Annotated in this window: 16 protein-coding genes and 1 riboswitch; of the genes, 10 read left to right on the forward strand and 6 right to left on the reverse strand. The window is 42.7% G+C overall.

What is annotated here, in order from left to right:
* Positions 1 to 3: 3 nt before the first annotated feature.
* Both PZB74_RS14245 and PZB74_RS14250 read right to left on the reverse strand, forming a co-directional pair.
* A complete protein-coding gene (locus PZB74_RS14245; protein ID WP_302237129.1) occupies positions 4 to 1,341 on the reverse strand; it encodes an amidohydrolase family protein in 1,338 nt (445 codons plus the stop codon).
* Between the two features lie 61 nt (positions 1,342 to 1,402).
* Positions 1,403 to 4,429: an amidohydrolase family protein gene (locus tag PZB74_RS14250; protein WP_302237131.1), complete on the reverse strand. Its 3,027-nt coding sequence runs from the start codon at positions 4,427 to 4,429 to the stop codon at positions 1,403 to 1,405.
* Between the two features lie 312 nt (positions 4,430 to 4,741).
* Here PZB74_RS14250 and PZB74_RS14255 point away from each other — a divergent pair, with 312 nt between their 5' ends.
* From PZB74_RS14255 to PZB74_RS14270, 4 genes are all read left to right on the forward strand, one after another.
* The gene (locus tag PZB74_RS14255; RefSeq protein ID WP_302237133.1) at positions 4,742 to 5,506 is read left to right on the forward strand and encodes an RDD family protein; all 765 of its coding nucleotides are present in this window, start codon (positions 4,742 to 4,744) and stop codon (positions 5,504 to 5,506) included.
* Between the two features lie 280 nt (positions 5,507 to 5,786).
* Complete coding sequence (locus PZB74_RS14260; protein ID WP_302237135.1) at positions 5,787 to 6,620, forward strand: hypothetical protein; 834 nt, start codon at positions 5,787 to 5,789, stop codon at positions 6,618 to 6,620.
* A 67-nt stretch (positions 6,621 to 6,687) separates the two neighbouring features.
* Complete coding sequence (locus PZB74_RS14265; RefSeq protein WP_302237138.1) at positions 6,688 to 7,146, forward strand: DMT family transporter; 459 nt, start codon at positions 6,688 to 6,690, stop codon at positions 7,144 to 7,146.
* A 123-nt stretch (positions 7,147 to 7,269) separates the two neighbouring features.
* On the forward strand, positions 7,270 to 10,281 hold the full coding sequence (locus PZB74_RS14270; RefSeq protein ID WP_302237140.1) for an FAD-binding and (Fe-S)-binding domain-containing protein: 3,012 nt from the start codon (positions 7,270 to 7,272) through the stop codon (positions 10,279 to 10,281).
* Positions 10,282 to 10,399: 118 nt separating this feature from the next.
* Here PZB74_RS14270 and PZB74_RS14275 read toward each other — a convergent pair whose 3' ends face one another.
* Entirely contained in the window at positions 10,400 to 11,263 is an 864-nt protein-coding gene (locus tag PZB74_RS14275) for an AraC family transcriptional regulator (RefSeq protein WP_302237141.1), read from the reverse strand.
* Between the two features lie 112 nt (positions 11,264 to 11,375).
* Between PZB74_RS14275 and PZB74_RS14280 the strand changes: the two genes are divergently transcribed.
* On the forward strand, positions 11,376 to 12,584 hold the full coding sequence (locus PZB74_RS14280; protein WP_302237143.1) for a Gfo/Idh/MocA family protein: 1,209 nt from the start codon (positions 11,376 to 11,378) through the stop codon (positions 12,582 to 12,584).
* Positions 12,585 to 12,640: 56 nt separating this feature from the next.
* Positions 12,641 to 13,474: a phytanoyl-CoA dioxygenase family protein gene (locus PZB74_RS14285; protein WP_302237145.1), complete on the forward strand. Its 834-nt coding sequence runs from the start codon at positions 12,641 to 12,643 to the stop codon at positions 13,472 to 13,474.
* A gap of 297 nt (positions 13,475 to 13,771) precedes the next feature.
* Here PZB74_RS14285 and PZB74_RS14290 read toward each other — a convergent pair whose 3' ends face one another.
* The 3 genes from PZB74_RS14290 to PZB74_RS14300 all read right to left on the reverse strand — a co-directional run bounded on the left by PZB74_RS14290 (position 13,772) and on the right by PZB74_RS14300 (position 15,943).
* Positions 13,772 to 14,581, reverse strand: coding sequence for an anti-sigma factor (locus tag PZB74_RS14290; protein WP_302237146.1), 810 nt, complete (start codon positions 14,579 to 14,581; stop codon positions 13,772 to 13,774).
* Positions 14,578 to 15,108 carry an RNA polymerase sigma factor gene (locus PZB74_RS14295; protein WP_302237148.1) on the reverse strand — a complete coding sequence of 177 codons (531 nt, stop codon included), beginning with the start codon at positions 15,106 to 15,108 and terminating at the stop codon, positions 14,578 to 14,580. The genes PZB74_RS14290 and PZB74_RS14295 overlap by 4 nt, the downstream gene beginning before the upstream one ends.
* Before the next feature lie 265 nt (positions 15,109 to 15,373).
* On the reverse strand, positions 15,374 to 15,943 hold the full coding sequence (locus PZB74_RS14300; protein WP_302237150.1) for a DUF192 domain-containing protein: 570 nt from the start codon (positions 15,941 to 15,943) through the stop codon (positions 15,374 to 15,376).
* Between the two features lie 227 nt (positions 15,944 to 16,170).
* Between PZB74_RS14300 and PZB74_RS14305 the strand changes: the two genes are divergently transcribed.
* From PZB74_RS14305 to metX, 4 genes are all read left to right on the forward strand, one after another.
* Positions 16,171 to 16,884, forward strand: coding sequence for a hypothetical protein (locus PZB74_RS14305; RefSeq protein WP_302237152.1), 714 nt, complete (start codon positions 16,171 to 16,173; stop codon positions 16,882 to 16,884).
* Between the two features lie 47 nt (positions 16,885 to 16,931).
* Entirely contained in the window at positions 16,932 to 17,660 is a 729-nt protein-coding gene (locus tag PZB74_RS14310) for an SIMPL domain-containing protein (protein WP_302237155.1), read from the forward strand.
* Positions 17,661 to 18,156: 496 nt separating this feature from the next.
* Positions 18,157 to 18,262, forward strand: a riboswitch (SAM riboswitch).
* A 230-nt stretch (positions 18,263 to 18,492) separates the two neighbouring features.
* The gene (locus PZB74_RS14315; protein ID WP_302237156.1) at positions 18,493 to 19,815 is read left to right on the forward strand and encodes an O-acetylhomoserine aminocarboxypropyltransferase/cysteine synthase family protein; all 1,323 of its coding nucleotides are present in this window, start codon (positions 18,493 to 18,495) and stop codon (positions 19,813 to 19,815) included.
* A 7-nt stretch (positions 19,816 to 19,822) separates the two neighbouring features.
* Positions 19,823 to 20,872 carry a homoserine O-acetyltransferase MetX gene (gene metX, locus PZB74_RS14320; RefSeq protein ID WP_302237159.1) on the forward strand — a complete coding sequence of 350 codons (1,050 nt, stop codon included), beginning with the start codon at positions 19,823 to 19,825 and terminating at the stop codon, positions 20,870 to 20,872.
* Positions 20,873 to 20,879: the final 7 nt, after the last annotated feature.

The raw sequence follows: 20,879 nt of genomic DNA on the forward strand, positions 1-20,879 counted from the left end.
ATTTTACTCAGATTGGCTGTACTTTTCTTTGTACTTCTCAAAAAGGCGCTGCTGCATTGCATCCAGCTTTACTTTACGCCCCTGAATAAACGCATGCTCTACCTGGTTGGTTCGCATATCCAAAGCATCGCCAGCGGAAACAAAGAGGGTGGCGTGTTTACCTTGCTCAAGCGTACCTAGTATATCGTCTATCCCTAAAATTTCAGCGGTGTTGGCAGTGATCATTTTCAAGGCTTCTTCCTTGCCTAAACCATAAGCGGCAGCAGTACCAGCCAGAAAAGGCAGGTTGCGAGAGCGCGAATTCATACCAATACGGTAAGCCAGGCTAACTTTTAAGCCTGCTTCTTTTAACATGTTCGGAAGTTTATAAGGTAGGTTTACATCGTTCTCTTCACGAACTGGTAGACGATGTACATTATCTACTATTACAGGTACGTTATGCTCTTTAAGTAGATCTGCTACCAGGTAGGCTTCGTACCCTCCAACGACTACCACACGCTCTACGCCCTGTTCTTTGGCAAATATTACTGCTTCTGCAATCTCACCAGCTTCCTCAGCATGTATGTGCAATGCTTTGTTACCATTGAACAGGTTTTGCAAAGCATCCAGCTTTAAATTAACTGTTTTGTTATCCTCCAAAGCATGATATGCCACAGCATCTTCAAAGAGGTCTTTTAACTTTTGAACCTGTTCAGGGTAGCGCTCGTTGGCTACTCTTTTGATGGTATAAGTAGAATAGTCAAACTCTGTACGAAACCTGCCGGGCCAGTTCATGTGCATGGCATCATCCATCACTACCGCTGCATCTTCCCAGTTCCAGGCGTCTAGCTGCACAATGGAGGAAGTGCCCGGTATCATACCGCCTTCAGGAACTATCTGGGCGCTAAGTATACCATTGAAGCGAAAGGTAGGAATAAGCTCCGAGTCGGTGTTGTACGAGATAATAGAACGCACATTGGGGTTGAGAGAGCCTTCCTCTTCGTTATCTACTGTGGCACGTACCGCGCCTATTTCTACCAGACCCAGGTCAGTATCAGGAAGAATAAATCCAGGGTAGATATGTTTGCCTTCCGCCTGAATCTGCTCGTAACCGGAAAGATCCATATTCTGAGCTTCGGAAGCGCTTCCTACCATAGTAATTTCCCCGTTCTCAAAGGCCACCGCTCCATTTTCAATTACCTCTCCATTACCGATATGGACTGTGCCGCCCAGCACAATGATGGCCTGCTCCTGAGGATCGCCGGGCGTAGGCACCTGCGCTTGTGCTCTCGCTAAGGTTAAAAGAAAAGTGGCTGCTAAAATGAATGACCGCTTCGGCTGAAGCTGTATCCACAATTTCACAAGCTCTTTGCTTATATTAAATATAGTAGTATTCATGATATTACTTTTTTCTGATGGTGAATTAGTGAGCCTCATGTCCGAAGTGGATATCATCGCAATGGAACAACTGATGCATTTCTCTGGAAACCGGACGTGTAGACGAGCCATTCTTTTTGGCGTTTTGCATTTTTTGCACCAGGCGTGCTCTTTCTTTTTCTATCATCTCACGTTTGCGACTGTCTTCATCCAGGTCGTAGTAGATTCGTCCATCCACCATAGTTTTTTCTGCCTGGGCGTAAATAGAAAGCGGATTATCTGACCACAGCACTAAGTCTGCGTCTTTGCCTACTTTGATACTTCCCATACGGTCATCCAGATGAAGCATTTTAGCAGGATTGAGGGTTACCATTTTCCATGCATCTTCTTCTGACATGCCACCATACTTAACAGATTTAGCAGCCTCCTGATTTAGGCGGCGGGCCATTTCGGCGTCATCTGAATTAATAGCCACGTTTACACCTGCCATATCCATCAGCACTGCATTATAGGGTATAGCGTAGCGTACCTCAAATTTGTAAGCCCACCAATCAGAGAAAGTAGAGCCAGAAGCTCCATGTTCTGCCATTTTATCGGCAACTTTGTAGCCTTCCAGTATGTGGGTAAAAGTGTTGACATTAAAGTCAAAACGGTCTGCCACATTCATCAGCATATTAATTTCTGACTGCACGTACGAGTGACAGGAGATAAACCTTTCGCTGTTAATAATTTCTGCCATGGTCTCCAGCATTAAGTCGCGGCGTGGCTTTACAGTATTACTTTTCTCCCGAGCCGACAGGCTATTGTACGCTTTCCATTCATCATCATAAGCTTTGGCGCGGCTAAAGGCATCTACAAAGACCTGTTCTACTCCCATACGGGTTTGAGGGTAGCGGATAGAGTTAGGATTAGAGGAACGTTTTACGTTTTCTCCTAAAGCAAATTTGATAAAACCGTCTGCATCTTCTATGAGCATTTCATCTGGACTTACACCCCAGCGCATTTTTACCAGAGCAGACTGACCACCTACCGGGTTGGCGGAGCCGTGGAGCAGTTGTGCAGCAGTTACCCCTCCTGATAGCTGGCGGTAAATATTGATATCGTCAGACTCTACTACATCGCCCATACGCACCATAGAAGAGACAGTGGCTATATCGTTTACACTGCTAAGCGCAATATGTGAGTGCTCATCTATTACACCGGAGGTGAGATGCTTGCCAGTACCGTCTATTTCTGTAGCATTTCGTGCAGATAGGTTTTTCCCTACTTTAGAAATTTTTCCGTTTTCTACCAGTACATCTGCTTTTTCCAGAACTCCTTCTTCCTCATTTGTCCACACGGTGGCACCTTTAATAAGGTAAGTTTTTGCTTCTGGCAGTTGTTCATTGCCAAAAGGTAAAAATGGGTAGGTGATTTTAGTTAGCTCATCCAAGTTGATAGGGGCTTCTTCCTGTTCACTCTCGGTACTGTCGTCAACTGGCAGCGCCTCATCATAAGTAGCTTTCCAGTCTACCCAGCTACCATCGGCCATTTGTCCACGCCCTTGAAGGTTTTTACCGGATAACCAACCAGAGAGTCGCAAACGCTGGTCACTTTCTTTTTCTGGCTGAAAGTTAAGCGTCAGTAGCTCACCAGTAATTTTGGCATCTATTTTTGTTTTTACCGTGTCATTTGTCACCAGCTTAAACTCCTGGCTTCCTGCTTTACCGCTCACTTCCATTTCGTAGCGGTCATTACCAATATTAAGAGTGTAGATACCGCTGAGGTCGGGAGCATCCTTGTCAGTCAGGCGATACATTTTGCCTTGTATCCAGTTTTCGTAGATTACGGCATCATCTTCAAAAATATCGTCTGAGGTGATGATAAAGTTAGCTACCGTACCTGCTTTAAGGCTGCCAAGCTGAGCTTCGGCGTTTATGAGACTGGCAGGAGTGTGGGTGAGAGCTTTTAGTGCATCTTCTTTGCTTAAGCCATAGTCCACGGCTTTTCTTAAGTTTTTCAGAAAGTCCTTTTTATCCTTAAGTCCATCGGCTGTAATGGCAAAATTAATACCCTGAGCAGCAAGCATGCCTAAGTTGGCAGGGGCAAGCTCCCAATGCTTCAGGTCTTTAAAATCTACATAGCGAGCATCAAAAGGATTTTCTACATCATAAGGTTCAGGAAAAGTTACCGGAACAATAAGAGGAGCATTTGTAGCCTTAAGCTCTTGTAGGCGTTGGTATTCGTCACCATTTCCTTTAATAATATACTGTACACCAAATTCGTCACCTAACTCATCAGCTCTAAGAATCTGCACCCAACCCGGTGCATCAAACACCTGCGGAAGGTTTTGCAGGCCAATCCATGCTTCAAGGGTGTTGTCTGTGTAGTTGATGCTATTTTCTGTCTGATACCACTCTGCATCCAGGTAAGTCTGACGGAGCAGGGCAATAAAACCCATCTTAGAGATAGGATAATACTGTTGGGAGCTACCTCTCTCAAAAGAGTAATGGGCTGCTGCCTTACTTTTTAACACCACTTTGTTCTCTTTGTCATCTCCTAAAGTGACCAGAGCAGAAGAACCACGAGCTAGTCCGTCTCTTTTATTGGTAAGTACGGCGCCGAATCCAGATGTGCGGTACTTTTGCGCATCATCATCTATTACGTTAAAATCTTCTACCGCATCGTATTGAGCTTTGATAGCATCGTTCTGTCCGAAGGGGCCCTCAGTTTGTGGGCCGAGTTTTTCGGCGCTAGCCCAACTAAACCCACTTTTTTTAGGTAGTTCTGAAAGGCCATAATCGCTAAACAGATCTATGAAAGAAGGGTAGATATACTTGCCTTGCAGGTCTACTACCCTGGCACCGGCAGGGGGCTGTATGTTTGTGCCCACAGCTTCTACGTATCCATTACGAATAAGTAAAGAAGCGTTTTCCAGTGTGTTCTGGTAATCGGTAATTAATGTAGCGTTGGTAAACAGGTAGAGGCCGGGGCGGTTATCCCGGACGTCATTTACGGAGTAAATATCCTCTTGAGCATAGACCAACTGTATGGCAAGCACACAGAAGGCCGTAATCCATAATTTTTTAAGCATTCTCTAAAAGTTAGATTGTGATATGTCTATCCTTTAGCCAGATAGAAGTTCGAAAGTTAAAAAATTACGCTATATTTTTAGAAATGTCTTAAGTTGAAGCTTAATTTTTGAATATAAGACTTGCCAGGGGCGAATTTAGAAGAGGTGCCTGGTCGTTAAGGATGTAAAAAAGAAAGCACAAAGCGAGCGGCCCTGTGCTTAACTAACTGCTTATAAGAATATTTACACACTCCCAAGTAAGCTAAAAGCTTAGCTTTGCTTGTCATTATTGGGTAATTAGTTGTAAAAAAATGTCATCATTTTGTAAGACTCATGCAAAATACAGAGCTACATACCAAAAAACAGTTTGATCTAAGCCATATTCTGGTAGATGAAAAGTTACAGGGGAGCCAGTTGGCAGGCTTTACCCGTAGAGCAATGGCTTATATACTTGATTGGGCAATTGTGCTCTTATGTACCGAGTTTTTTGTGCTTATTATTCCTCTGGTCTTCATTTATCTGTTTTACAAAAAAAAGTTGGGCAAAACATTGGTGAAAAACCGACGCATGCTCAAGAAAAATCTTACGCTGGCCGATCATAAGCTGGAAAAAATAGAAGTAGGAGAGAAGTTACGCCAACAGTTTAAACGATATATGACGGCCTACTTATATGTAATTATGTATGCACCAATTGTATTGGTGCTAATGATTCTTTTCGCATTTGTACTTAATCTGGTTTCTGCCACGGAGTATATGAACCTGAAAAGTTCATTTATTGCGGGCTTTGAAGGTATAGTTCGGCCACTCAGTGACCTTAATGATGGTCTAGGCCTCCTGCTTAGTTTTTTTGGTGCTTTTGTCTATTTCAGCTTTTTTACCTGGCGCTGGCAGGGGCAAACTCCCGCCAAACGCTTCCTGAAAATTAAAATAGTAAGACTGAATGGTAAAAGAATTACTTTATGGGGAAGCCTGGAAAGGGTCATGGGCTATACCGCTTCCGCCTCGCTGGTGGGGCTTGGCTTTTTGCAGTACTTCTGGGATAAAAACTGCCAGACTACCCATGACAAGATTACCGAGACCATAGTCATTGAGGCCTAAGCCTTTCTGTTAACTAATTTTTAAGTATTACTTACACTAGATTCTGTACTCCAGAATTTAGATCTTTAATAAGACATACATTATTTGTCTACTCTATTTTTCTAGCTGTTAACTACAGCCCAGTTTTATTATTATTTTTTTAAAAGAGTAGTTACAAATTGTCTCATAGTGTACACCTACCTAATGAGTAAATTATCCTAATGTTAATTTAATGTTAACAAATTGTTAACAAATAATGTATATTAGGTTAGTACTTAAGAAGAAGAATAGGAGGTGAGTTATGTTATTTTTTTTAAAGTCCCGCAAAAATCTATGGAAAGGCCTGTTTTTAATAAGCATTGCCCTTTTTTCATTACAACTACAAGCAGAAGGTTTTACCCATCAACCTGAGGCGAAGTCTGATGAGCAGAGAGAAGTTAAATTATCTCAGGAGCTGATCCGCCTGTTTTTTAATGTAAATGCTGAAATTTCTAATGACGAATTACAGGCCTATGTAGATGAATTAGAAGCATTTACGCAAAAGCTAGCCAAGAGGCAATATAAATACCGCTCAGAAAAACAGTTTTTACGATATGCGTTCTACAAAATTCATAATCGCTACATGAAACACTATAGCGAGCATACAGACCTTTATGATTTGGTAGAAAATGGAAATTATGACTGCATTACCGGGAGCGCGTTCTATGCTCTGATATTAGACGCATTAGATATTAAGTATGTTATTCGTGAGTTGCCATACCACGTATTTTTGCTGGTAGAAATAGAAGACGAAAGTAGTGTGGTTCTTTTTGAAAGTACCGATGCCCGTAATGGCTTTATTACCGATGCCGGTGCAATTAAAGAGATGATGAGTACTTACGAAGAAGATATTCAGCCTGCCAGCGATGTGTATTATAATTACAGCTTTACCATTAATGAAAAAATAGAACTAAAGCAGCTAGCAGCCTTAAATTATTATAACGAGGCTATAGCTCATTACAATCAGCAAAACCTAAAAGAAGCTGAGTATTATCTCAATTATGCCCGCCAACTTTATCCAGCAAAAAGAATGGAAGCACTCCACTACCTGATTAATCAGGTAAGCAACCAGTCGGCGGCGCAGATGGGAAGATAAGGTTTACTGTTTTTTAAAAATCAGGTGGTATGGGCTATATTTGCGCCTTTATAAGCCTGATTTTTTTATGCGAAATTTACTTTTATTAATTCCCCTACTGGTTGGCATGGGAGTAGTAATACAGTCCGGTGCTAATACACAATTAAGAGCGATACTGGGTAACCCATTTTTGGCGGCCTTCATATCTTTTGGAACGGGCCTTCTCGCCTTACTCATCCTCAACACTGTTATGGGTACGGATCCTTCTATTCTTAATGCAGAAAACATACAGCGTACACGTTGGTGGATGTGGTTGGGAGGAATTTTAGGCGCTTTCTTTATCACCTCCGTTATTTTTATAGCGCCTATTATCGGCCCTACTAAGTTGTTTGGGATTATTATAGCCAGTCAACTCATTTTTTCGGTGGCAGTAGACCATTTTGGCTGGTTAGGCTTTGAGGTACAAGCTATTAACATTAAAAAAGCTATCGGAGTAATTTTATTAATTGCCGGAGCTTTTTTAGTCCAATGGGGTAAATCCAGTTAAATGATATTTTAATCCCCTTTGAGAGGCAGCCGTTCACAGTAAAAATCTTGGCTGGAGAAAGTAGACAAACTTAATCCTAAAGCAGATTGTATTACATTTACGGGACGAAGAAGAAATTACACTATGAACCATCAGCACCTTAAGCAGTTAGCAGACAAATTAGAAGGAAAGTTACATTATGATCAGGCTATGCGTATTCTTTACGCTACCGATGCCTCGGCTTACCAGGAGATGCCTCTGGCAGTAGCCATCCCCTCCACCGAAGATGATATTGTTACCCTGATCAAATTTGCTAATGAGCATGAGGTTTCGCTGATACCCAGAGCTGCGGGTACCTCTCTGGCGGGGCAGGTAGTAGGTAAAGGTATTGTGGTAGATATCTCTCAAAAATTTACCCAGGTGCTGGAGATCAATGCTGAAGAAAGCTGGGCGCGAGTACAGCCGGGCGTAATCCGAGATGATCTCAACCATTACCTCAGTGAGCATGGTTTGTATTTTGGCCCTGAAACTTCTACTGCCAGCCGTGCTATGATCGCCGGAATGGTAGGAAACAACTCCTGTGGTTTGCATTCACCCATATACGAAACTACTCGCGAACATACGCTTGAAGTTACAGCCATCTTAAGTGATGGGAGTAAGACTACCTTTAAAGCGATAAGCCCTGAAGAGTTTGAAAAAAAGTGTAGTGGTGAGACAGCAGTCAGCGAACTGGAAGCCCAGGTATATCGCAGCCTGAAAGAGCGCCTGTCGGACAAAGCTGTACAGGACGAAATTCGTGCGCAGTTTCCTAAAAAAGAAATTAAACGGCGCCGTAATACAGGTTACGCTATAGATATACTGCTGGATAGCGAGGTTTTTACTCAGGGTGGCGAAGCTTTTAATATGTGTAAGCTCATCTGTGGTTCAGAAGGCTCACTAGCTTTTATTACCGAAATTAAAGTCAACTGTGTGCCTTTGCCTCCTAAAGAGGTTGGGGTCGCCTGTCCTCACTTTAAGACCATAGACGAATCTCTGCGAGCAAACATCATTGCCATGAAGCATGGTGCCGGAGCTTCGGAGCTGATGGATGACCATATTATTGAACGTACCCGCGCCAATATTGAGTATCGCAAATATGCCTCTTTTATAGAAGGTAACCCCAAGGCAGTACTGATGATAGAGTTTGCCCGAGATACACGAGAAGAGGTAGATGCAGCAATAAATGCCATGTACCAGGAGATGAAAGAGAACAATATGGGGTATCATTTTCCGGTACTGTACAATCAGGATAGTAAAGATGCCTGGAATGTAAGAAAAGCGGGCCTTGGGCTGTTAGGTAATGTGCCGGGCGACGAAAAGGCGCAGCCTGTAATTGAAGACACGGCGGTAGCAGTAAGCGATCTTCCTGAATATATTGCTGAGTTTAATCTGACCCTTCAAAAATACGGTTTATCATGTGTGCACTACGCCCACGCCGGAGATGGTGAACTGCACCTCAGGCCCATCCTTAACCTCAAGACGGAGCCGGGCAATGAGATGTTCAGAACCATTGCTCAGGAGATAGCTCAGCTGGTAAAAAAATATCGGGGATCTCTGAGTGGTGAGCATGGCGACGGAAGGCTTAGAGCAGAGTTTATTCGCTACATGATCGGTGACAAAAATTATGAGCTGATCAGAGAGGTGAAGCGTACCTGGGACCCTAAAAATATCTTTAACCCCGGTAAGATTGTAGACGCACCGCCGATGAACCAGTTTCTACGGTATATGCCGGGGCATCCTACTCCAGAGATAGACACGGTTTTTGATTTCACTCAGAACCTTGGCGTATTAAGAGCTGCCGAGCAATGTAACGGTTCCGGAGACTGCCGTAAAACACATTTAACAGGTGGAACTATGTGCCCTAGCTACATGGCTACCCGCAATGAAAAAGATACAACTCGTGCTCGTGCCAATATACTGCGCTACTTCTTAACCAATTCTGATAAGCCCAACCGCTTCGACCACGAAGAGATAAAAGAGGTAATGGACCTTTGCCTATCCTGCAAGGGGTGTAAATCTGAGTGCCCTTCCAATGTTGATGTTGGGAAGCTGAAAGCTGAGTTTATGCAACATTATTACGATGCGAATGGAGTATCTCTCAGAAACAGGCTGATAGGGAATTTTACTAAACTTACTTCTCTGGCTGCGCTTACACCGGGGCTTTACAATTGGGCGGTTCAGAACTCATTTACTTCTGGTATCATCAAAAAGATGACAGGTTTTGCAGAAGGCCGCTCTATGCCACTGCTGCATAAGGTGACATTACGAAAGTGGTACCAGCAACATAAGCGCGGAACCAGGGTAGCTTTAAATGGCTTTGCGGCGTCTTCTGCTACGCCTGTAGGAGGTGAGTACTCAGAAATGCCCGTCAAACAAAAGAAATCAAAAGGCAAAGTATACCTCTTTTGCGATGAGTTTACCAATTTTAATGATACTGAGATTGGTGTAAAATCTATACTCTTGCTGGAAAGGTTAGGGTACGAAGTAGAGATACCCAGACATGAAGAAAGCGGCAGAACCTACCTCTCCAAAGGGATGCTACGACAGGCCAAAAGCATTGCCCTTAAGAACATAGCTGCTCTAAAAGATATAGTAAGTGAAGAAACTCCGATCGTAGGAATTGAGCCCTCTGCCATACTTACGCTACGCGACGAATATGTAGATCTGAGCAGTGGAGAGGAGAAAAAAGCTGCTCAGCATATAGCGGGGCATACCTATCTGCTGGATGAGTTTATCGCCAGAGAAATTGATAGAGGTAACATCAATAAAGATGTGTTTACTAAAGAGAAAAAAGTGATTAAACTGCATGGGCACTGCCATCAGAAGGCACTTTCTTCGCTGGTACCAACCAAGAAAATGTTGAGTTTGCCAGAAAATTACGAGGTACACCTGATACGCTCCGGTTGCTGTGGTATGGCAGGGTCTTTTGGTTACGAGAAGGAGCACTTTGAGGTCTCTATGCAGGTAGGTGAGCTGGTACTCTTCCCTACTGTTAGACAACAACCAGAAGAGGTGATTATCGCTGCTCCCGGAACCAGCTGCCGTCATCAGATTAAGGATGGTACCGGACGCCTCGCAAAACACACTGCCGAAATTTTATACGAGGCCCTGGTGTAGCAGATAGTTTACACATCCGCTGTAAAAGTGGGGTGGAAAAGCTCATCTGTCTGGCTTTATATGAAGAAAAGTTAGCTCTCTGGGCTAACTCTCTACTTAAATGAAGTAACCAGCCAAATCAGACATACGCTTTTTTATACTCTGAAGGTGTTTTGTGCATTACTCGTTTAAACTGACGGTTAAAGTTGGAGAGATTATTAAACCCACTTTTGTAGCAGATTTCTGAGATACTGTAACGATTATCTCCGATTAAGCGGCAAGCATAGCCGATGCGGAGCTCATTCAAAAAGGTAAGAAATGTTTTTCTGGTACAGTGCTTGAAAAACCTGCAAAACGACTGTGGCGACATATTCGCAATAGAGGCAACTTCTTCCAGAGATATATCTTCTGCAAAATGCTGCATCAGGTAAGCCAGCACCGGATCTAGCCTTTTGGCATTGGCATTTCCATAATTTTGTACGAAACCCGGACTTGCCAGACAAGAGTACGCTTCTGTTTGAGACAAGCCAATTAAAATATTGAGCAGTTCGGTCAGGCGTTGCGGAGGGCTTAATTCCAACATTTTCTCCATGCGCTTCGCAATCTCCTTTCTTTGCCTGCCAGTTATTTGTAATCCTTGGCGCGAAGCATTAAGTAACTGCCTCACTTTAGCCATCTCTGGCAGGTTAAAAAAAGTATTCCCCAGAAAGTTATCAGAAAAATGGATAACGATGGCTTCTGCCTTTAGCTGAGAGTCTTTTTCGTAATAAGCCGGATCGTTGTCGTACACATGAGGTAAGTTGGGGCCCATTAGCACCAGATCACCATCCTTAAAGTTGGAAATATGGTCGCCTATAATCTTTTTTCCACTACTTTTTAGTACCAGTACCAGTTCGTATTCAGGATGATAATGCCAGGGGGTAGGATAGTAGGGAAAAGAGTCTTTCTGTAATACAAATGAGCATTCGGGTTCGGGAGTAAGTTTTTCCAGGATAGGCTTCATGATACTAATTTATCCAAAAATGAGAATAAATTTACAATGAATGTTAAAAGTGTACGCAAAACATGAGTGAAAATTTCCAAATTTTATAAAAGTAATCTTTCAATACACAATCATGCACAACACAACCCACCATATTAGCCTTTTAGGCACCGGTCTGATTGGATCTTTCTATGCCATGACACTTCTGAGCCACCGACGCAGAGACAAAATTGAGGCGGTATACTCACGCTCAGAAGAGAGAGGGAAAAAATTCGCAAAACAATGGAATATAGAGCGTAGCTATACAAACCTTAAAAAGGCTGCTCAGGATGATAAGACAGATACTGTAATTGTAGCATTACCAAATCACCTTCATAAAGAAGCAATAATGGCTGCCATAGAAGCGGGTAAGTCAGTACTCTGTACCAAACCGCTGGCCATGAATGGGCAGGAGGCCCTGGAGATACTTGAAGCTGTGGAAAAAGCAGGTGTTTATCATGGCTATCTGGAAGACCTTGCATACACTTCCAAAACACTGGATGCGCTTAAAGCAGTACGCCGTGGTGCCTTAGGCGATATACTCTGGACCCGCTCACGTGAGGCACACCCTGGACCGCATTCCGACTGGTTTTGGGATAGTGAAAAGTCCGGTGGTGGAGCTATTATTGACATGGGGTGCCATTGCATAGAGATTGGGAGAAATTTTGTAGGTAAGGATGTAAAGCCACTGGAAGTGATGTGTTGGGCAGATACTCTGGTGAAACCCATTAATGCTGAAGATCATGCGGTAGGGCTGGTACGGTACGAGACCGGAGCGGTAACCCAGTTTGAAGTAAGCTGGGCGTTTAGAGGGGGAATGGACCTGAGAGACGAGGTGTCAGGTACTGAAGGAACTCTCCGACTGGACCATTTTCTGAATACAGGTTACGATTTTTTTACTGCAGTAGGTATGCGAGGCTATGTAGCGGAAAAAGCGGAGCAGGAAACAGGCTGGCTATCTCCGGTAGGCGATGAAATTCATGCCCTGGGCTATGATCAGATGTTTACAGATATGTTTGACGCTATGGACAGGCAGCAAAGCCCCATGGAAACTTTTTATGATGCCTACATTGTCAATTCCATTATGGATGCCTGCTACGCATCTGCCAAATCTAAAAAATGGGAGCCGGTAAACCTTCCATTATGGAGAGGGAGCAGCGATGCCATCAGGCAGCATGGTGCTAAAGAATATGATGTGGATCACTGGCTTATTAAAGAGGAACACCTCCCTGATGGTAGAAAGAAAGTAATCTTAAAGGTAAAAGAGGGCGGTAAAATTATAGAGAAAGTACTAAATGGCTAAGCATAAAATTTTTTGTAGATACTAATATTTTTAAAGCACCTATACACTCAAGAGTTATGAAACTATATCCTGAATTTACTGACCGTCACCTTGCGGAATTTGAGCGGGATGGCTATGTGATTATAAGAAATTTCTTTTCTGAGGAAGAAGTTAAATTGATCTATGAGACTTCGCTTCAGGATCAGGTAATCAGAGCACATTCGTTTGATTTTAACGATAGCAAAGGATTGCGTACCAAGCTGGCGCTGTGGTATACTCCTCAGGATGATGTTTATGGTATGTATAGTCGTTCTGCTCGTATGCTTAATGCTGCGGAAAAAATTATGGGCGGTGGTGTAGGGCATTATCATTCTAAACTGATGCAAAAAGAGCCCAAAAAAGGTGGCGCTTGGGAGTGGCATCAAGACTATGGCTATTGGTATAACAATGGCTTTCTCTATCCTGAAATGCTGAGCATTATGCTGGCACTTACCGAAGCCAACCAGCAAAATGGGTGTATGCAGGTGCTTAAAGGCTCTCATCGTATGGGGCGGGTGGAGCACAATATAGCCGGAGAGCAGGTAGGTGCTCGTATGGAAAAGGTAGATGAAGCCCTGAAACGCCACGAACTGGTCTATGTAGAGCTACAAGCCGGAGATGCTCTTTTCTTTCATTGCAACCTGCTCCACCGTTCGGATAGTAACAATAGCGATAATTCACGCTGGTCGCTTATTTCAGTCTATAATAAATTGAGCAATAAGCCCTACAAAGATGAACCTGCCTCATGCTATACTCCCTTGCAAAAGGTAGAAGATGATATGCTACTAAAGATAGGTGCAAAAGGTATAGACGATGCTGCTGATTTTTTAAGCAGTGAAAAAGACAAGAAGTTTAAAGAAAAGATTGAATAGATGCTTTTCTTAACTAAAGTCCTGGTCTGACCTCTACGAATGTTTTCCAGAAAAGGGCAACGTTACTTTAAGCCTGAGTAGTTTGGTGTACTAATAAGCTTCCGATAAAACCTGGTAGTTGCGAGAATGTAGAGGAGAAAAAAGCTGTGCGTGTAGAAGTTATGAGGTCTGCTACCCATAGCAACTACCAGCTTGCTAAACTTCAAAGTAGAAAAATTGCACCAGCAATGTAGCTTGCTCATACAAAAGCCGTCCTTGACATGACGGCTATTTTTATTGCATTGTCAGCAAATAGCTCTAGACCTCACCAAGCACATACATAGCCTCTAAAGTAGGAGACTGACTTCCTCCAGCTGGCTCCAGCGTAATAGCAAAGGCCGAAGCCTTGGCGATCTGCTCCATATCCAAAAGAGCGTTTTGTATATCAAATACGCCTGCGTTCTGCGGTTTGCCATCCACTATGGCCCAGAGTTGGTACTGCTTGCCACTTTCAGGGCTTGGCAAGCCAGCAGGGCTAAGATACACCTGCTCTGACTCTGCATTCCAGTATACAAGCGCAAAAGAATTTGGAGAGAAATCGGTGCCATTTAATTTTACCTGCGTAAAAGCAGGGTTCTGGAATATCTCCTGCTGCTCCTGTATCTGCTGAAAATCGCTTCGCAGGCTTTGGTATTCCTGAGCTAAGGTTTCGTTTCGGCTGATGTAGCTGGTAAGTTCATTTTCGGTACTCTTCCACTGCTGGTGATAGTAAATGGCCAGTGCACTGCTTAGCAATACAAGTATAGATGCTGCTACCGATATATATTGCCATAAGCTAAGCTTCTTTGTCTTATCGTTATCACTCTGTAAATAGATAGGCCTATCGCTTTTGGTAGGTTTGTCCTGCTCATCTATTTTGCTTAAAATGTTGTTTTTAACGTCGTTAGAGGGCTGTATGGAAGACTTCATGGCAAGTTCTTCCATTACCATTTCGGTCTGTTCTATCTCTTCCTGTACTTCGGGGTATTCCTGAGCCATATCTTCTACTTCACGTACCTTCTCTTCGCTTAGCTCTCCTAAGACATAGGCCTCAATGATACCTGATTTTATCCATTCATTGATATTCATGGCACAATTAGTTTTCTAAGCTTGACCATTGCAGCTCTCAGTCGGGTTTTTACCGTACCGAGCGGAATATTATATTCTTTGGCTAGCTCTGACTGTGTATAGCCACGAAAATACAGTTTCTCTACTACAAAAAGCTGGTCGTCGCTAAGTTCTTTCAATACCTCATCCAGGCCTATGGGATCAGTTACGCTCTTAGTATGTAATTGCTTGTCAAGTATACTTACGTGATCAGTAATGCTTTCGGATTTGTTGCTTTGCTTCATGCCTTTAGAACGAAGTTTGTCTAAAGCCAGGTTGCGGGCAATACGCACCATCCAGGTGAATAGCCGGCCTTTTTCAGGGTCAAAATGTTCTATTTTATTCCAGTAACGTAAATAAGCATCCTGCAATACCTCTTCTGCTACTTCTTCCTGAAGGACTATCCGCTGAATAATTCCGTAAATAGCACCACTATAGTGATCATAAAGAAAGGAGAGAGCCGCCTTATCTTTTTTCCGAAGTAGTTTTACGAGTTGATCTTGCTCCACGGATTGAAATTATAAAAATAAACTAAAATAGCCGGTTCATATTCTGTCACCTGCAACAGTGAACATCAAAAAAACATGTTTTCTCCGGTAGATAATTATTGTCGTGTCGCTACTATCAAAAAAGACTGGTTAGGCAAACAAGAGATGCGTACCCCTTAGGTGATAGAAAAATTAGGACTAACAAGTATACAAGCTAACAAAAATATGAGCTACATGTTTGTACACTTAATTTTTTTGGTAGCTGTAGCAAACCTGCTGATTATAATTAGTTTAGCTTAAAGCTGATACGGTCTCCCTCTTTAATATTATTTCTGCTACTGAAGCCACCATTTACCTCCACCACATACAGAGCCGGATCATAAGAAGGCACCGACTTTTCCGAATATGGCATAACTGATTTGTAAATCATGATAATGCTGGAGTCTTCGTCTACGTACATAATGTCCAGCGGAATTTTAGTGTTTTTCATCCAGAAAGTCTGCGGGCGCGCACGCTCAAAAATAAATAGCATGCCAGTAGAGTCTTCCATGCTGGAGCGGTACATTAGTCCCTGCTGGCGCTGTGCATCATCGTCGGCTACTTCTATAGCAATGTGGGCGAGCGTATCATTACTCAGACTATCCACAAAATAAAGTTCGCCTTCTTTTACAAAGGCAGGTTCGCTGCCCATTTCATCAGGCACATAGCTCACCTCTCCGGCATCTTCTCTCAGCCAATAGACTACTGCTATAATGATGGCAATTACTCCCAGTATAATCAGCATTTTGCGAGCTGAGGAGACTTTGGTTACTTTCTCTTCGTGTGGCGGATTAGGGCCCTTATGCGGCTTACTCATAGTTATAAATTAGCACTGATGATATCTATAGTTTAAGGCTGCAATCTTAATTATTTTCAGCATTTATTGAAAGCAATAAAACGTTTGCCTGCCTTTCTAAAGCTAACTTATCCTTTGAGTGAATGTTGCTGAGTAAAAGTGTAAGGTTGGCTAAAAGTTAAAATTAGCTATGTCTCTTCCAACCCTGCTTGCAGTTATGGTGTCATGCAGAAGAACAACATTAAGCCATGAAACAAATATTTTGTATCACTTTTGTGTTAGCATCTGTTCTCCTCTTTGCCTGTGAGGATGAAGATGAAATAGAGCCCTCCCTGCTCAACTATAGTTACGATTTTAAAAATGACCTGGAAGGCTGGACAGTAGGTTTTGCTGATTATCCGGTAGGTGAGGAAGATTTTTACGAGCTAAACTCTGCACATATGCCACTGCCTTTTCCGCTTAACGAGAACAAAAAAGCTCTTATGGTAGAAGGCAACAACCATAGCGATGATCTTTTTATGTTTATCAGCAAAAAAATTAGCGGCCTGGATAGCAGTACTACTTATGATGTAAAGTTTACCGTAGAGCTCGCCTCAAACTATCCAGAATCGTGGGTAGGTATTGGTGGAGGCCCTGGTAGCTCTGTATACTTAAAAGCCGGCATCAGCCAGACTCAGCCCCAAACTTTTGAAAAAGAGGGCATGTGGGAGCTAAATATGGATAAAGGAAATCAGTCTGAAGGAGGTAAAGAAATGCTGGTATTAGGCCATATTGGTACTTCGCGTGAAGATGAGCAGTATGTTTTGTTTACGCATAGGCAAACAAAAGAAAACACTTTAACCTTGAAAACCGATAAAAGTGGTGAAGCCTGGCTGATCGTAGGTACTGATTCCGGCTTTGAAGGCAAAACAAGATTGTATTACAACAAAGTCACAGTTTCACTAAAAGAAACGGATGACTAATTACCCTATACTGAATAATTAGAATGAACGTTATGATGAAAAAAGTTATGAACAACAATAAATTTTTTGGCCTTGTGGCCCTATTCGTTTTGATGGCTGGCGTTGGCCAGGCTCAAAGTACTCAAGATAAAGAGCTTGTGAAAAAAATAGAAGTGTACGGCAAAGCTGAGAAAGAGATTATACCAGACGAAATTTACTTCTCTGTCACTCTTAAAGAATACATAGGAGATGATAAAAGGAAAGTAGAAATTGATAAACTGGAAAGAGAACTATATAATGCAGTGCGAAAAATTGGTGTGGCTGAAGAGGACTTTCAGATAGAGAATGTGTTTGGCTATAATTACGATCAGTACTGGAGAAACAAGAAAAAAGACAGAGAAGATTTTCTGGCTCAGAAGCAATACCGAGTTAAATTTGAAAATCTGAACAATATCAATCGCTTGTTTGAATACCTGGACCCTAAAGGTATACAGCATGCTAACATTTCTGAGTATTCTCATTCGCAGATTGAGCGCTATCGTAGGGAACTTAAAGTTGAAGCATTACGCAATGCCAAAGAGAAAGCAGAATATCTGTTGCTGGGTATAGACGAAAAGAGAGGAGAAGTGCTGGAAGTACAGGAGATGGATAATGACTATCAGCAGCCGGTAATGTACAAAGCGCGCAGCATGGCTATGATGGACATGGCAGAGTCAGGAGGAATGCAGGCGCCTCAGATTGATTTTCAAACGATTAAAATCAAATATGAAGTAAGAGCCGTTTTTAAGATTCTTTAAGTTGTAATTTGTTAGTGACTGACTAAGCCGGCTTCTTCAATGAGGTCGGTTTTTTTATGTGTCCCCTAACGGCATGATCATATATTTTGACAGTTACTTCAATAAAGCCAGAATGCATAGACTAACGAAAAGGTAATACCCACAAGGAGCAAAGCAGGTGCTGCTATTAGAATGCTCTTAGCTTTATTGAGTAGGGGTGTAGTTTTTAACCTTAGGAAAAGTTTACGAAGGATATAACCTTCAGCAACAAGAGCAAGGCAAAGAATTAGGAGAGGAAGCATAAGACAATATGTTTAGCATATAAATATATTTACGCTCAATGACCCTGCAAAGTTGTAACAGTATCCTTGTCAGGTAAAAAAACAGTGCTACGGCGGTTGCTTACTGCTATTGCCAATAATGAAGTATGTCAAGACAAACTTGGAACTTATAGGAGAGATTCATAATATTGTGGTCTGCAAGTCAATGAACACCTTCACTTTTTAGTAAGGTAGTTGATTTATACAGAAGCGTGGAGAGACAGGCTCTTTGAAACGCTAGCAACCTCCCTCCGACAGGAAAGGTGCTAAATCCTGATTCCGCCAAACGGAAGAATATAAATTAATGAAGTAAATGAATACACCGAAAGTTTTTTTCCGCAAGTCCGACGACATTACCCCTGCATTACATTTTTTTCTGTGCATGATGCATGCGGCTATGTATTGTTGCTGTTGCGACTAAGCCATTTTGGCTTTATACCGCCTCATTTGTTGTTGTCAGCTTCTGGCAGTAGCACACTTCTAAAAACACCGATAATCAATCTATTACTAATATCTTTTTAACACACACAACTATGGCAGAGACGCATAAATTTGAAACCTTACAACTGCATGCCGGGCAGCAGCCCGACCCTACTACAGGTTCAAGAGCGGTTCCTTTGTACCAAACTACTTCTTACAACTTTAAAGACGCAGACCACGGTGCTAACCTCTTTGCTCTCAAGGAGTTTGGTAATATTTATACCCGTATTATGAACCCTACTACCGATGTGTTTGAGCAGCGAATCGCTGCCCTGGAGGGTGGGGTAGCCGCTCTGGCAGTAGCTTCCGGGCAGGCAGCTCAGTTTATTGCGCTAAATAATATTTGCGATGTAGGAGATAATATTGTTTCTACCAACTACCTGTATGGAGGTACTTACAACCAGTTTAAAATTGCATTTAAGCGAATTGGCATAGATGTAAAATTCGTTCAGGGAGATGATCCTGCCGATTACGAAAAGAAAATTGACGAGAAAACTAAAGCCATCTACATAGAAACTATTGGTAACCCTGGCTTTAACATTCCTGACTTTGAAGCTATTAGTGCGATAGCTAAAAAGCACGATATACCATTGGTAGTAGACAATACTTTTGGTACCGGAGGCTACCTTTTCCGCCCTATAGAACATGGCGCTGATATTGTTACTGCTTCGGCCACTAAGTGGATCGGAGGGCATGGTACCAGTATTGGTGGGGTAATTATAGACTCAGGCAACTACGATTGGGGTAATGGTAAATTTCCTCAGTTCTCTGAGCCGGCAGAAGGTTATCATGGTATAGTATTCTCTGATGTATTTGGTAAAAATAACCCCTTAGGTTTGCCAAACATTGCTTTTGCAATACGCGCCAGAGTAGAAGGGCTGCGCGATTTTGGTCCTGCTATCAGTCCATTCAACTCTTTTATGCTGATTCAGGGGTTGGAAACGCTTTCTCTCAGAGTAGACAGAACAGTAAGCAATGCACTTGACCTGGCTCGCTGGCTGGAGCAGCACGAAGCCGTAGAAAGTGTTAACTACCCCGGACTGGAGTCTAGCAAATATCATGAGCTAGCCAAGAAATATCTTAAGCGCGGTTTTGGTGGCGTGCTTACCTTCAAACTAAAAGGTGATCTGGAAAAAGCCAAGAAGTTTGTAAACAGCATGAAATTAGTGAGTCATCTGGCCAATGTAGGAGATGCTAAAACACTGATTATTCATCCTGCATCTACTACGCACTCTCAGCTTTCTGAGCATGAGCAGGCTCATTCTGGTGTACACCCTACCCAGTTGCGCGTATCAGTAGGTATAGAGCACATAGATGATATTAAAGCTGATTTTGAGCAGGCATTTAAACAAGTTTCTGAATCTGTATCGGTATAACAAGCTAATGTATAAAGAAGACTTTTTTCATTATACTAAAACTTTTGAGCTGGAGTCGGGCAAAACATTGCCTGGCTTTCAGCTATCTTATTCCACTTTTGGTAAACTGAATGAGGCTAAGGATAATGTGATCTGGGTTTGCCACGCGCTTACCGCAAATTCTAATTTTTTAGACTGGTGGGAAGGCTTATTCGGTAAAGGCAGGTTGTACGACCCTGAGAAGTATTTTATTATCTGTGCCAATATACTAGGCTCCTGTTATGGTTCAACAGGGCCATTGTCTATTAATCCTGATACCAAAAAGCCATTTTACCATAGTTTTCCTCAGCTGACCAATCGTGATATGGTCAGGGCTTTTGATCTCCTGCGCCAGTCTTTACAGATTGAGCAGATTCATACTCTTATTGGAGGCTCACTTGGGGGGCAGCATGCTTTGGAATGGTCTATCATGGAAGCTGATCGGATCAAACATCTGATACAGATATGCTCCAATGCCCAGCACTCACCCTGGGGCATAGCTTTTAACGAATCGCAACGTATGGCGATAGAGCAGGATCCTAGCTGGGAAAAAAATGAAGATACCGCCGGGTTACAGGGGCTAGCAACTGCCCGTGCGATAGCTCTATTATCTTATCGCCATTATAATACGTACCAAAACACCCAGCAGGAGAAAGGTAACGGAAAGTTAGATAACTATCGGGCTTCTTCTTATCAGCGCTACCAGGGAGAAAAGCTGGTAAGGCGCTTTAACGCTTACTCTTACTGGATTCTTTCAAAAGCTATGGATTCGCATCATGTGGGGCGTGGGCGCGGAAGTGTAGAGGAGGCTTTGGCCAAGGTTAAGGCTCATGCATTGTTCGTAGGCGTATCTACAGATGTGCTCTTTCCTCTAAGCGAACAGCAATATTTAGCAGAGCAAATTCCTCAAGCGCATCTTGCCGTTATAGAGTCGGACTATGGCCATGATGGTTTTCTTATTGAAATTCCCAGCCTCAGCGAAAATATTACCCACTTTTATGAGAAGGCCAGGCAGGAGCCCGCTATCACTAACGTATAGCGGACTT

Origin of the sequence: Porifericola rhodea (assembly GCF_030506305.1) — a bacterium.
GTDB lineage: Bacteria > Bacteroidota > Bacteroidia > Cytophagales > Cyclobacteriaceae > Catalinimonas > Catalinimonas rhodea.